13 protein-coding genes and 1 tRNA gene are annotated in these 12,788 nt (G+C 64.6%); 10 read left to right on the forward strand and 4 right to left on the reverse strand.

The features are described 5' to 3' along the window. Positions 1-195: 195 nt before the first annotated feature. Complete coding sequence (locus tag L687_RS39355; protein ID WP_031208159.1) at positions 196-645, forward strand: hypothetical protein; 450 nt, start codon at positions 196-198, stop codon at positions 643-645. A 189-nt stretch (positions 646-834) separates the two neighbouring features. On the opposite strand, the gene L687_RS42010 is transcribed toward L687_RS39355, so the two are convergent. Beyond that, entirely contained in the window at positions 835-2,475 is a 1,641-nt protein-coding gene (locus L687_RS42010) for an SIR2 family protein (protein ID WP_167540722.1), read from the reverse strand. Between the two features lie 284 nt (positions 2,476-2,759). On the opposite strand from L687_RS42010, the gene L687_RS39360 reads away from it, so the two are divergent. The 4 genes from L687_RS39360 to L687_RS42600 all read left to right on the forward strand — a co-directional run bounded on the left by L687_RS39360 (position 2,760) and on the right by L687_RS42600 (position 5,497). Continuing rightward, on the forward strand, positions 2,760-3,467 hold the full coding sequence (locus L687_RS39360) for a hypothetical protein (protein ID WP_031208165.1): 708 nt from the start codon (positions 2,760-2,762) through the stop codon (positions 3,465-3,467). A 480-nt stretch (positions 3,468-3,947) separates the two neighbouring features. Further along, complete coding sequence (locus L687_RS42595) at positions 3,948-4,319, forward strand: hypothetical protein (protein ID WP_152525979.1); 372 nt, start codon at positions 3,948-3,950, stop codon at positions 4,317-4,319. Positions 4,320-4,892: 573 nt separating this feature from the next. Further along, a complete protein-coding gene (locus L687_RS39365; RefSeq protein WP_152525980.1) occupies positions 4,893-5,129 on the forward strand; it encodes a hypothetical protein in 237 nt (78 codons plus the stop codon). 89 nt (positions 5,130-5,218) lie between these two features. After that, complete coding sequence (locus L687_RS42600; protein WP_152525981.1) at positions 5,219-5,497, forward strand: hypothetical protein; 279 nt, start codon at positions 5,219-5,221, stop codon at positions 5,495-5,497. 139 nt (positions 5,498-5,636) lie between these two features. On the opposite strand, the gene L687_RS39370 is transcribed toward L687_RS42600, so the two are convergent. Both L687_RS39370 and L687_RS39375 read right to left on the reverse strand, forming a co-directional pair. Then, entirely contained in the window at positions 5,637-6,107 is a 471-nt protein-coding gene (locus L687_RS39370; RefSeq protein WP_021201352.1) for a hypothetical protein, read from the reverse strand. A 247-nt stretch (positions 6,108-6,354) separates the two neighbouring features. Further along, the gene (locus tag L687_RS39375; protein WP_021201353.1) at positions 6,355-7,386 is read right to left on the reverse strand and encodes a hypothetical protein; all 1,032 of its coding nucleotides are present in this window, start codon (positions 7,384-7,386) and stop codon (positions 6,355-6,357) included. Positions 7,387-7,599: 213 nt separating this feature from the next. Here L687_RS39375 and L687_RS39380 point away from each other — a divergent pair, with 213 nt between their 5' ends. Next, on the forward strand, positions 7,600-8,415 hold the full coding sequence (locus L687_RS39380; protein ID WP_021201354.1) for a hypothetical protein: 816 nt from the start codon (positions 7,600-7,602) through the stop codon (positions 8,413-8,415). Between the two features lie 210 nt (positions 8,416-8,625). Here L687_RS39380 and L687_RS39385 read toward each other — a convergent pair. Further along, positions 8,626-8,708 (reverse strand) — tRNA-Leu (locus tag L687_RS39385). Between the two features lie 144 nt (positions 8,709-8,852). On the opposite strand from L687_RS39385, the gene L687_RS39390 reads away from it, so the two are divergent. Genes L687_RS39390 through L687_RS39405 form a run of 4 tightly spaced genes read left to right on the forward strand, consistent with a single transcriptional unit; the run spans position 8,853 to position 12,787 of the window. Continuing rightward, positions 8,853-9,578, forward strand: coding sequence for an FhaA domain-containing protein (locus L687_RS39390; protein WP_031208169.1), 726 nt, complete (start codon positions 8,853-8,855; stop codon positions 9,576-9,578). Next, positions 9,575-10,096: an FHA domain-containing protein FhaB/FipA gene (locus tag L687_RS39395; protein ID WP_021201356.1), complete on the forward strand. Its 522-nt coding sequence runs from the start codon at positions 9,575-9,577 to the stop codon at positions 10,094-10,096. Before L687_RS39390 ends, L687_RS39395 begins: the two co-directional genes overlap by 4 nt. 7 nt (positions 10,097-10,103) lie before the next feature. Then, complete coding sequence (locus L687_RS39400) at positions 10,104-11,405, forward strand: PP2C family protein-serine/threonine phosphatase (RefSeq protein WP_021201357.1); 1,302 nt, start codon at positions 10,104-10,106, stop codon at positions 11,403-11,405. Then, entirely contained in the window at positions 11,402-12,787 is a 1,386-nt protein-coding gene (locus tag L687_RS39405; RefSeq protein ID WP_021201358.1) for an FtsW/RodA/SpoVE family cell cycle protein, read from the forward strand. The genes L687_RS39400 and L687_RS39405 overlap by 4 nt, the downstream gene beginning before the upstream one ends. The last annotated feature ends 1 nt before the right edge of the window (position 12,788 follow it).

Here is a 12,788-nt window from a genome sequence, read left to right on the forward strand (position 1 = left end):
CAGCTTAAAAGCGCCGCAGCGGCAGCCTGGTTCGCGGTCTAGCGTTCTGCGCACACAGGGCGGCAGTTGGGGTACGCACGGGCGATGCCGTGTTCGTGGCGCGGTTGACCGTGAACACTGCGGCGCCTCAGATCGAACGTGACGGACCGCGGCCCGCCCGGCCATTGGCCCGTCACGCCGCGGTACGCTCCGAGCATGCTCTGGACTCTCATCGGCCGCGGCATCGAGATCGTTGGTCTTGCCGTCGCCGCCTACGGACTCTTCCTCAGCTGGCGCGGGGTCGCGGACGGTCACCCCCTGATCCCGCTCCGACGAAGACATCGCCGTACCGGTGTCGCTGCCAGTGGGACGGTCGCAATCTCGGCCAGCGCGTACGGGTATGTGACGCACCCAGACGAGACCGTCGACGAGAAGCTTGCGAGAGTGCACTCAGTTCTTGCCACGCTCGACAGAAGGATCACGACTGAAACTCATGACCGCGAACAGTCCATCGCGCGGCTGGCGAGCGCCGTGCGAGTCGACTGGGACCGCGAGAACGCTGAACGAAAGGCTGAGGCGCGGTCGGACACCCGCGTGGCTGTCGCCGGCCTCTGCTTCGCTGCGATTGGAGCGGTGCTGCAGTTGATTGGTTCGGCCACTCTCTAAGCACAGGCCGACTCCCGTGGACTGCAGTCCGACCGCCAGGAAGCCCACAGACATCATGCTCTTCGCGTCTGCGCGCCAGAACCTCCAGGGCGGTCTTGCCACGGGGACCGGTCTTGAAAGCCGCGACCCACGCGATAGGGACAGTGACAAGAACAACAATCACCAGCGATGCGCCTCAACCCTTGCACTTTAGTACCGGCGGTAACGCTCGAGCGTAGCCCGGTGTGCGATGAGCGCGTCATCGAGCGTGCCCTCATCGCTGACGAGAACACGAATCCACTGGTCGCTGCCGTTGCGCTCCACATCGCGACGGAACCGAGCTTCGGCTTTCGGAACCTCGTCCAGCCATGCCCAGTCCCCGACATACTCGCCGGAGATGGCACGGTAGCCGCCGCGGTGCGATTGGAGGAGGCCCATGCGGTACTCGAACCCGTGAAATGCAGCTTGAAAGCTGTCGTCACCGCCGATGAGGTCACCGAAGTATCTGCGGGTGTCTTCAAGGAAGACGTGACTGACCGGGTAGTAGAAGTGTGTTTGCTCACTTCGCGGCATGACGTTGACCCACTCGTCGTTCGCGATGCGTAGGTAATGGAGAAACTGGACACAGTTCTGCGGGTCAGTGCCTCGGTAGCGGTCGACTACCTCTACACGGGACGTGAGTTGGGGGAGCAATTCTTCCCGCCCGCGCTTGGTCGCGGTTATGGAGATCACCTCGAGAGCGACGAGCGCCGGTATCCGCCGCGCCCCCCGATAGCCCTCGTTGTAACTCGGCTCGAAGGCCGCCGCCACGTCCACGAGACGTTGCACGACGTCTTGCCACAGCTGGTCGTGGTGCCCTTCGATGTCGTGCCAGACACCTTCAATGAGGAGTGGCGCAAGACGCTCCATGGATCGGAATCGCTCCTCCCAAACTGCTTGGAGATCCTCGCCGGTGACGTCAGCCCCGCCCCCTGTGATGGGCTGGGTGGCGATCCCCTCGACCACCTCGTCGACCACTCCCATCACCAGATCGTGAAGATCCAACCGACGGACAGGATCAGGGAGGTACTTCTTCAGACGCGCAACCGCCAAGGCGGTGGTGAGTGGCGCCGCCGACATACGGTCCAGGGCGTCAAGGTTTTCCGCAAGTTCGGTGAACAGCGCATCCGCATTCGTAGCGGGGACGCACACCCCTCGTCGAGCCGCGATGAGACGCTTCGCATTTGCCTTCCGAGCGCTGCGTTCATCCCAGAAGAGCGGATACCGGTGCCGCGCTACCTCAAGCGCGTGGACAAGTGCGTTGTCCCATTCGGCGGACCATCCGGAGATGACCAGTCCATACTCCTCGAACACTTGTGACAGCACATTTATCCACTCGGCAGGGTACTCGGACAGTTCCGACGGCGTGTTGCGCGAACCGAGATCCTTGTAGTCTCCGTGAAGCTTGATGACAGTGGCGGGAGCGTGAGCGAGCGGCATCATCCCGTTTACCGCTTCCGCGCGGGAGATCACCTGTGGGGAGATCCCAACGGCCTCCAACGCTTGTTCCATGAGTCGGTCGAAGTTTGTGGTGACGATGACCCGGACGGCCCCACGCTTGACGAGCTGGGCGATGGCATGGTGCGCTCGACTGGGGACGAGTGGCTCGCCGTCCGCCGTCGTGCCCTCGAAGAACTCAGCTAGGAGTCCCTGTCGCGCCGCTGGCGTGTGAGCGAGCTGTTCGAGGAGCGTGGAGTACCCGAGTTCTCCTTTCCCGTGGGCCCGCCACCACGCATCCGCATCGATCCGTGCTGCATCGGCACCCTCGCCATCCCCCTCCAGCATGGCGACGCGGGCGACGAGTTCACTCACGACTCCCCACCCCGTCGGAACACCGGCGCCGGTTGAGACGCCAGAGCCCAGGAGCAGCGCATACACCCCTGGTTGGGCATGCATGGTGGTCGCCAGCGAAACGAGGGGGGAGATTGCAGGAGGCACAGACGGTCCTTCCGACACGCGATGAGCGCTTGGGGTGAATCCGGAGTAGTTCAGCGGGCGCATTTCATGCGCTCTGCCACCCTTGCACATCGCCGGCGCGGTCCACATGCCTCAGCAGTCGCCGTCCACTTCAGGGTCGCGCCCTTACGCTGTGAGTCGTGACCGAAAGTGCACCCGCAAGCTGGTGGGACCAATTCTTGGCAGCCCTCATCAGTCCAACTGCCGCTGCAGACGTCGTGCTCACACTGCTCAGCGTCGGCCTCGCGTTCCTCGGTGCTTTCTGGCTGTTCCGCGGACAGCTTTCCCATGACAGGCAGCTGACCCAAGTCCAGTTGGCCGCGGAGCGCACCGAGCGCGTCAACGATGCCCGACGTCAGGCGGCACGAAAGCTCGGGAACGCACTCATCACGGCTCAGGATGAGTTCAACTCGATGGATGGTCCCACGTTGTTCGAGGCGGCGAGCCGTCCAGGGTTCAACCGCGACCAAGGCGCTCCGGGCGCAGAGACCATCTACAGGGCCTTCCGGGTGGCCGAACATGAGCTTGACCTCGACGACATCATCCTCCGTCTGCGCCGAGTGCGTCTGGCGTGGTGGCATGGCGTCCGTTCCGTGCATGACAGTGGTCGTTTGAAGCGGCTCCCGAGGGAGCAGCAGGCACACGTCTTGTTCGCGCTCGCTGACGAGTACTTCACACCAAATGGAGAGCAGCTTCTTGAGCTCGGGCGGGCCCTCATGCGGTGGGACGGTGCGGGCGAGGTGCCAACCCTGGACCAGGTTTTCATGAAAGGATGCGAGACCCCCGCCGCGCTGGCGCAGTCCGTTGAGCGCCTACTCACCCGGGAACTCCCTAAGCTGCCCTGGTAGCAGCCGACCGCAAGGCTTCCATACAGAACGCAGCGGCTGCGAACACTGTAGATGCAGCAACTCTTATCCGAACTCCTGTGCGAGGGGGATCCGCGGCCGGGCTCGTCGGGTCGATATCACTCGCCGCCACCCCGCGGCGGGCAAACAACCTCGAACAGCACTGCATCGCGTACGACCGTGAGTTTTCCAACCTGCGCACTCAGCGTTGCCTGAAGCGATCTGCTAACGATGCTGCGGACCCTACCCTCGATGGCCCCAAGCCAAAAAGGGCATCGCGGCCTGCCAAAATGCCTGCCACATGACTCCCCCCTGTCGCCGCCCAGGATCGAACTCCTCCCTCATGGCGCAGCTCGCGACGCCAGGTGGTTGGTCTCGTGACCGTGTCAGAGGGCCGTCGATGCGCGCACACCTCAGGCGCCAGATAACGGACCTGTCGACAGCGCGCGACCATCCATCGGAGGTACACGTTACGCTCACAAGATGATGTCGCCAGCGAGGTCGAAGTCGGGTGTCCGTACAGGGCAAGGTCCGTTGGAGCGCTTTAGCAGGCCAATCTGCCTCATCACCGGAGTTCTTATTGTGCCGTTTGCCCTCGCGATTCTTGTCGGTGGTGCCGGCGAACTGACGGCCTCGAGTGCGGTTCGGATGGCGTTCGCTGGGGTGGCTGGGCAAACAGTTGCTGTGCTGACCGCACTGGTCCTTGTTGTCGATACACTGCGGCGACGAGAGCAGATCTACTGGATTCTGCTCTACGGTTTCATAGCGGCAGCGGTTGGCTTGTTTGCGTACTATCAGGTCACGAGCGCAGCCGAGTTGTTGCTGACTCGCCTTGATGGAGTGGAGAAAGTCTGAGCACTATTACCACGAGCCGGGAGGCGACATCACGCGGATGTAGGAATGCCTACTCCGGTGCCGTCGTACAAGTCTCCGAGATCACATGCTTGCTGCCCCGGCATACTCGCCTCCGGATCGGCGGACGCAGTCTCCTCTTCCTCGGGGGGTGCCGCCTCGGTCGATAGGGCATGGCGGCGTGAAGGAATCAACTCGTGGCCCGACGAGGCCATCACCGACGAACTTGTTGCCGCGGCCATCGCCAGCGGTCCCGCAGACGTCATGCTCACCCACGAGCCTCCGGCCCGCACGCCCGTGCGCGGCGTGCGGGAGGCACTTCGCAAGAATCCGATGGGCTTCCCCGATGACGCTCTAGCGGAATCTGCGGCCTCTCGCGCACACGTCGCCGAGGTTTGGTATTCCGCGCGCCTTGAGCTGCTGTTGCACGGCCACATGCACATCGCGAGAGGCCGGGTTACGGCGAGTAGCGAGCCTAAGATGCGATGTCCAAGAAGGTAGTCCTGTGTTTCTCGACGTGCGCACCTTGACGTTGAAGACCCCGAGCCTGCGGCAGATCCGAGATGCGGCAGAAGGATGATGTTGGCCAAGGCGAGGAACCCGTCGGCCGACATCATCGGCCCCTGCTACAGCGGCGAAGTTCTGCAGACACTGGCCACCGGGACCAACTCCAAATGGACGTGGTCCCAGTGGCTGATCGCCCGACCGGAGGGCGACGGCGTGGAGCCCAGCGCCATCGAGCAGTTGCGCGCAGGTCACCTGGATGATGTGCTTCGTGACGCCCGGCACGACGCCTGGGTGTGGAGCCAGTGAGCACCTGAAGACGTTGAACCATGGCCGCGGCACGCCGGCTGTTCGAGCATCCACCGTGGCTCATTCTTATACTTCCGCGAAGTATAAGAATGAGCCGCGGCAACCTCGACGCGATGAAGCAACTCCTGGGCGTACTCAGTCACGGAGACAGCGGCCACTTTGGCGAGGATCGAGGATGCACGGCAGACTGTGGTCTTCAGAATCCCTCACAGACATCGCACCTGAACAACGGATACGGCACGGTCATGTGCACGTTTGACATTGTCGAAGGCGATCCACCACGCATGAAGGCACCGCTCTATTCAGCCGCGCGCCGTGCAAAGAACCTGTACGGGTGGGTGTGGGAGATCCTGCCCACCGCCTATTGAGCGGGCATCGAGTACCTGCGCGCGCACGACGGAACGCTCATCGTCCCCGCCGTGGGTGACGAGCTGACAGATCGCGCACCGACAACGAACTAGTCTCCGGTGCGCTTCACGGACGAGTCGGCCCCAGCCGCACCTCCCGCTAAGGCCGCGCCGGCAGGTGCGCGCGCACGTAATGGACTTGTGCATCCGTCAGCGGCTCCCACCGAGCGTGCTTCTCGTGCTCCGGGAACCCGCTACGTAGCACGCGGCGGACAGCGCGTCCGCCGTCCACGTAGCCCAACTGCACGGCAAGCTCGTTCGGTGTCTGCGGCGGGAGCTCGAAGTCCGTGTGGCGGAAGACGATATCGGGGATATTGATCCCTCTCGCTCGCAGGTCACGGGTCGTACGTCGCGCTTCTGCCTGCACCTGGAGTGGAGTTTTGTCCGCGTGATGCTCCTGCAGAACATCCATCAGGGCAGTGAACGCCCCGGAAAGTAGCGCGATGTCGTCATTTGGTCCATGGTTCTGGAAACGGTCAGCCAGATCGAACAACATGCGCCGTACAGGAGAATCCGGGATGCCCACGGCTTCCACCGACTTCCACGTCGCTGCCACCATGCCGAGGTTCATGTCTAATGAGTCCGTCACAGCGCCAGCCTGGCAGAAGTAGCCGCGGGGAGGGCGCCGACTCGTGGTTCGGATGCGCTGCACCTAGGCGGCCCGTCATACGAAAGCCGGTTGGTGCAGGCCACCTACTTCTTCAACCGATAGCTGACCAGGCCTTTCGGTGTCCTCCATAAGCGATGTTGTCCCAGCACGCTTCGCATCTCCAGCCGTGTCTTTGGCGGCACGAGACCGTGCGGTGACAGCCCGCTGACTAGTTGGTTTCGGCTTCCGCAGCCTTCGTGGCCGCGTGATTCGCATGCTTCTCAGATTCGAAGAGCTCAAACCACACCTTGGTGGGCAGGGTGGCTCTCCCGCCCTGTTGCAGGAAACGCGCGTACACGTAGAGGAACCGCAGGAGCAATGCGACGCCCCCGAGGAAGAACCCGACGAGGATGAGTCGCGGTAGAAGGTCCAGCGTCGCGACTCCGAAGCCCATCAACGTCACCGACGGCACGATCCCCAAGATCGCCAGTGTCACAAGTACCTGCAGAGCAAGCGAAAAACCCTCCGGCTGCCGCGTCAGGTCGTAAGCCTCCTGGGCGAGCACCGCCTCGCTCTCCGCGGCCGTACCCTCTTCGTTCGCAGCCTCGTAGAGGGCCGTGAGGCGCTCGCGCTTTCGGACGGTGTCAAGCCGGACCGTGGGAGCATCGTCACGCCCCCACGTCACGGCATTTACGTTCCTCAAGGCCCTCATCAGAGGTTCGAGCTTATTCTCCGCCGCCTCCTGCTGCGCGTCGCAGAGGGTGTTGTACATCCACTCCCACGCGTTCCTGTGTTGGAACGTTAGAGAAGGATGCGCGATCCGAAACGTCTCCCAGTCCTCGTGATACTCGCCACTGGGCACAAGGCTGCTAAGGGCCGCGCCCGCTTTCTGCAACTCGACGGTCACCGCGCGGAGCTGACCCAGCACTAGATCGTCCTCGTAGTCGCGAGCGGAATCTCCGGTGATGCGGAACACCTCGCTCGTGGGCAGGTCATACTCCGAGCGGACGATTGCCTCGAAAACAGCAGGATTATCAACGAGATCGGCTGCACTTAGCTCCTGCATCTCCCGCAGGTACCGCGCCGCCCGCTTGCGCGCACCCGTCGCCCGTGCCGTCAAGTCCTTCAAGCGCCGACCAGTCGCCTGCTGCTCAGCATGCAAGCCCACGTACCGGGACACGAGGAGACCGCCGACGATGGCGATCATGGCTGCGGACGCCTGAGCGATGGAGCTCAGCAACCAGTTGATATCAGCGGGCATGGACGTATTGTCTCAGCGGTCTGGGGGAAACCTCGACCACAGTCTTCGTCGACTATGGGGCCGCACACGAGCGCGCGGGCGCGCGGGCGCGCGGGCGCGGTCAGCATCATCGCCTAGGCCCTCACGAATCGAGGTTGGTAGCCCGCCCGCGCTGGGCGTCCAACAGGGTTTGAAGGTCGTCTCCTGTGCCATCCGCCACGCTCCGGGAACAACGTGCAGCGCGGTATCGCGGCCGCGGACCGCGCCTTCAACGGCATGCTGTCGGAGAACTTCTCACAGGCATGCCGCGTCGACAGATGGGAGTTCGCGTACGACTACGGCAAGAGGCAGTTCGGCGTTCAGGCCACCGTCCCAGGTCTCCCCATCGTTGTCGTCGATGGAGCGCTCTACGTGGAGTACATGCCTACGGAACTGAGGTACATGACCAAGTGGTTCCACGAGGGTGAGCTGAACGACGAGACCGGGAAGCCCGTCACTGAGGCGGACGTCGAGTGGGCCATCGAGGCGCGCAAGCCCTATGCCATGAAGCGTCACGGCGACATCTCTCACAAGAAGCACAACCGAGGTGACCAGCGGTTCACCTATCCCGACCCGAAAACCTACATGGCCTACGACCCCGCCACCGGCAAGCGCATCCAACCCTCGAAGAACCGCCTCCGCGGTTCCGTGACCATCCACCCGTACCCGGAGGTCGTACGGCACCTACAGCGGCACCTGTGGGGCACAACACAGTGGAAGTCGGTTTACGGGCAGCGCAACCAGGTCGAGTCCGTCAACAAGTCCATCAAGCACACCCGATTCCCCGACATGGAGTCCGCCGCCAAGCGCCCCGGACGAGGCGAGGCGTACCACTCCATCGCCACCGCGCTCATGGCTGTCGCCTACAACCTGCGGGTGCTGGTGCGAGCAATCCGCGAGGAATGCACGCCCGCAGAGAAGAAGCGCCGCAAGTCCCGGAAGAAGTTCACTGTCGCCGACCTTCCGAACGTCCGACCGGAGACCGTAGGGGCACTCGCCCCACCCGCGTAGTCGGAAAGACTCACCCGAACCGAATAGCAAGACCGGCAGCCCCTCAAGGGGCCATTCGTCGTGGGAAGGAACTGCGACGAGCGCGGATCAGGCTACAAATCGGCCGCGGAGGCCGGAAAATGAGGCGGCGGCTGCCCCGATTTTCATCGAAGCAACCGCCGAACTCGCATTTCATGAACTGATTCATGGACTTTTCATGAACCCGCCCTGTGCGCGAGGGGGGACTTGAACCCCCACGTCCTTACGGACACTGGCACCTGAAGCCAGCGCGTCTACCATTCCGCCACTCGCGCGTGTGTCTCGTTCCGAAGAACTCAACTTCCCAAAGATATCATGCGTTTTCGGCCTCGTTGCACATGCCTGGAGGGTCATCGGCGGCGTTCCCCCAGGACACCTGGCTACGATGTGTCTACCAGTCGGCATGCCAGAGGAGCCCAGTGGGACTACTTGACAGCTTTGAGAAGGGTCTCGAACGCGCAGTTAACAGCGCGTTCGCCAAGACCTTCCGCAGCGGCATCCAGCCAGTGGAGATCGCTTCGGCGCTGCGGCGCGAAGCCGACACGAAGGCTGCGGTCGTGAGCCGCGACCGCATCATCGCGCCCAACAGCTTCGTCGTGCGGCTGAGTGCCGACGATGCGGAGCGGATGCGCGGACTCGGCGGCGCCCTCACCGACGAGCTGCATGCTCTTCTCACCACACACGCCAAGTCCCAGGGATACAGCTTCTCCGGACCGCTCGCCATCACTCTCGAGGCCGATGAGAAGGTCGCCACCGGCACGGTGCGTGTGAGCTCGGGAACGGTCGAAGGTCGTGTGACCTGGCAGGCCGTGGTCGACGTCGACGGCCGTCGTCATTCGATCTCCCGTGCCCGCACCGTGATCGGCCGCGGCTCGGATGCCGACATCACGATCGCCGACGCCGGTTCGAGTCGGAAGCACGCCGAGATCCTGTGGGATGGCGAGCGCGCCATGATGCGCGACCTCGGCTCCACCAACGGCACGAAGGTCAACGGCCAGAAGCTGCGCGAAGCCGCGCTCCCGAGCGACACCACCATCACGATCGGACGCACCGATCTGGTGTTCCGCGTCGTCCCGGTCGCGTCACCCTCGCGTCCTGCACCCCGCGGCGACGACGCCACCCGAGCGTTCGGAGCCCTCGGGTGAGTGAACTGATCCTCCTTCTGCTCCGCATCGGGTTCCTCATCCTGATGTGGTTCTTCGTGTTCGGGGTCGTGTATTCGTTGCGTGCCGACCTGTTCGGCGTGCGAGTGCGCAAGCTCCCCGCAGAGGCGGCGGCAGGGTCGGCCGCCGCGCCGGTCGCAGCCCCCGCAGCACCGGTGGCGAAACCGGCATCCGCTCGCCCTTCCACCGGTCCGGCCACGGTCGCGACCGCCAAGCGGCTCGTGATCACCTCCGGCCCCAAAGCGGGCCTCGAGCTGCCGCTCAGCGCCGACTCCCTCACGATCGGCCGCTCCAGCGAGTCCGCTCTCGTGATCCGCGACGACTACACGTCCAGTCACCACGCGCGCCTGATGCTGCGCGGCGACAGCTGGGCGATCCAGGATCTCGACTCCACCAACGGCACCTTCGTCGCGGGCCAGCGCGTCTCCGGCTCGCCCGTCGCCCTCTCGCTCGGCACCCCGATCAAGGTGGGCGCCACGACCTTCGAGCTGCGAGCCTGACGCCGGCATGGTCTTCGAGGGCTCGAGCGTCGCGATCTCCCACACCGGGAAGGTCCGCTCCAACAACCAGGATTCCGGATACTCCGGTGCGAATCTCTTCGTCGTCGCCGACGGGATGGGCGGGCACGCCGGCGGAGACGTCGCCTCCAGCATCGCGATCCAGCGTCTGGAGCCCCTCGACCAGCCCTATGCGTCGACCGAAGACGCGCAGGCCTCGCTGCAGGCCGCCGCGACCACCGCAGCGGGCGACCTGATCCGCGCCGCGAAGGACCGCCCGGAACTCGCCGGCCTCGGCACCACGGTCAGCGCGATCATCATGGTCGACGAATACGCGGTCATCGGCCACATCGGCGACTCGCGCATCTACCTGTACCGCGACGACGCACTGACGCAGATCACCGCCGACCACACCTTCGTGCAGCGTCTGGTCGATTCGGGCCGCATCACGCCGGAGGAGGCGCGCTACCACCCCCGCCGTTCCGTGCTCATGCGCGTGCTCAGCGACATGGACTCCGATCCCGAGCTCGACATGTTCGTGATGCACACGCAACCAGGCGACCGGTGGCTGCTCTGCTCCGACGGCCTCTCGGGCGTGGTCGACGAACCGCACATCCTCAAGGCCATGCAGCTCGGCCTCGCGCCCGGCCGCACCGCCGACAACCTCCTCAAGCAGGCTCTCGACGGCGGCGCGCCCGACAACGTCACGATCGTCCTCGTCGACGTGGGCGGGCAGCATCCGATCCACTCGGGCACCCCCACGATCGTCGGCTCGGCATCGAACCCCGACGGCGTCTACGTGCCTCCGGTCCGACCTCCGCGCGGCAACTGGCTGCACCCGGTGCGCCAGGCCGCGAACGAGCCGAGCCACTTCGAGCCGGCTCCCGAGTACCTCGAGGAGCTGATCGAGGAAGATCGCCGTCGCGCCAAGCGCCGTCGTCTCGGCTGGATCGCCGGTGCCCTCGTGGTGATCGTGATGCTCGGCGTCGCCGCCTTCGCCGCCTACAGCTGGACCCAGACGCGCTACTTCATCGGCGCCGACGAGGACAGCGTCGTGATCTTCCAAGGCGTGCAGCAGAACATCGGGCCGATCACGTTGTCGACTCCGGTCGAAGACACCGACATCCTCCTCGCGAATCTGCCTCCGTATCAGCGGGCATCGGTCGAGCGCACCATCACCGCACGATCTCTGTCCGACGCGATGGCGATCGTCGACCGGCTCCGCGCCGGGGCCGACGCGAACACGATCGAGACCCCGTTGCCCACCCCCATGCCGACCCCTGTCGACACGCCGGCCGGGGGTGAGGGATGAGCACCGACGTCGCCGCCGACACCAGCGTCATCAAGGCGCTCAAGCGCATCCGGATGCCGCAGAACCAGCGCAATCGCGAGTTCTGGCTGCTGCTGTTCGCCTGCGCGATCAGCGGAGCCGCCCTCACGCTCGTGCAGCTGGGCGCACTGGGCGTGATCGACCCGATGATCCTGGCGATCGGCGGCGGTCTCGCCGCCCTCGCATTCGCCCTGCATATCGTGCTCCGCTTCGTCGCGTCCGACGCCGACCCGTTCGTCGTGCCCATCGCGACCCTCCTCACCGGCCTCGGCATCGCGATGATCTATCGGATCGACATCGCCTTCGAGAACACCGGCTGGAACGCCTACTCGACCAAGCAGCTCGCGTGGACCGCGATCTCGCTCGCAGGTGCGATCGCGGTCGTCATCCTGTTGCGCAACTACCGCGTGCTGTTCCGCTACACCTACATCTTCGGCCTCGCCGGAATCCTGCTCCTGCTGCTGCCGTTCGTCCCCGGGCTGCGCATCCCCGATGCGAATGCGGCGGTCTGGGTGTCGCTCGGCGGTGCCTTCGCCTTCCAGCCGGGCGAGCTCGCCAAGATCTGCCTGGCCATCTTCTTCGCCGGCTATCTGGTGCGCACCCGCGAGAGTCTGACATCGGTCGGCAAGCGGGTGCTGGGCATCACCTGGCCCCGTATGCGCGAGCTCGGACCTGTGCTCGTCGTCTGGCTCATCTCGCTGGGGATCATCGTGTTCCAGCGCGACCTCGGAACCGGAACCCTGATCTTCGGGATGTTCGTCGCGATGCTCTACGTCGCGACGGGGAAGACCAGCTGGGTGCTCATCGGCCTGGCCCTCGTGGTCGCCGGCGTGGCACTCGCGACGCAGATCCTCAGCTACGTGCAGGGACGCTTCATCAACTGGCTCTTCCTCTTCGACGCCGACCAGGTCGATCCCGACGGCGCCGGCTACCAGCCCATGCAGGGACTCTTCGGCCTCGCACGCGGCGGACTCATGGGCACCGGGTGGGGTCAGGGCCGTCCCGAGGTCACCCCGCTGGCCCACAGCGACTACATCATCACCAGCCTCGGCGAAGAGCTCGGCCTGATCGGGCTGTTCGCGATCCTCTGCCTCTACATGGTGTTCGTCAGCCGCGGCATGCGCATCGGCCTCGCGGGTCAGGACGATTTCGGAAAGCTGCTCGCCACCGGACTCTCGTTCACGATCGCTCTGCAGGTGTTCATCATGGTCGGCGGCGTGACCCGCCTCATCCCGCTGACGGGTCTGACCACTCCTTTCCTCGCCGCGGGTGGCTCCTCCCTCGTGGCCAACTGGCTCATCGTGGCGCTGTTGCTGCGCATCTCCGACGGTGTGCGCCGTCAGCCCCGGGTGGTGATCGGCTGAC

The organism is Microbacterium maritypicum MF109 (assembly GCF_000455825.1).
In the GTDB taxonomy this organism is placed as follows: Bacteria; Actinomycetota; Actinomycetes; order Actinomycetales; family Microbacteriaceae; genus Microbacterium; species Microbacterium maritypicum_A.

What these genes read in the sequence shown, in the direction of transcription:
- L687_RS39355 (WP_031208159.1), top strand. Translation starts at nt 196, where the DNA reads ATGCTCTGGACTCTCATCGGCCGCGGCATCGAGATCGTTGGTCTTGCC.
- L687_RS42595 (WP_152525979.1), top strand. Translation starts at nt 3,948, where the DNA reads ATGATGTCGCCAGCGAGGTCGAAGTCGGGTGTCCGTACAGGGCAAGGT.
- L687_RS39365 (WP_152525980.1), top strand. Translation starts at nt 4,893, where the DNA reads ATGATGTTGGCCAAGGCGAGGAACCCGTCGGCCGACATCATCGGCCCC.
- L687_RS42600 (WP_152525981.1), top strand. Translation starts at nt 5,219, where the DNA reads ATGAGCCGCGGCAACCTCGACGCGATGAAGCAACTCCTGGGCGTACTC.
- L687_RS39370 (WP_021201352.1), bottom strand. Translation starts at nt 6,107, where the DNA reads ATGAACCTCGGCATGGTGGCAGCGACGTGGAAGTCGGTGGAAGCCGTG.
- L687_RS39375 (WP_021201353.1), bottom strand. Translation starts at nt 7,386, where the DNA reads ATGCCCGCTGATATCAACTGGTTGCTGAGCTCCATCGCTCAGGCGTCC.
- L687_RS39400 (WP_021201357.1), top strand. Translation starts at nt 10,104, where the DNA reads ATGGTCTTCGAGGGCTCGAGCGTCGCGATCTCCCACACCGGGAAGGTC.
- L687_RS39405 (WP_021201358.1), top strand. Translation starts at nt 11,402, where the DNA reads ATGAGCACCGACGTCGCCGCCGACACCAGCGTCATCAAGGCGCTCAAG.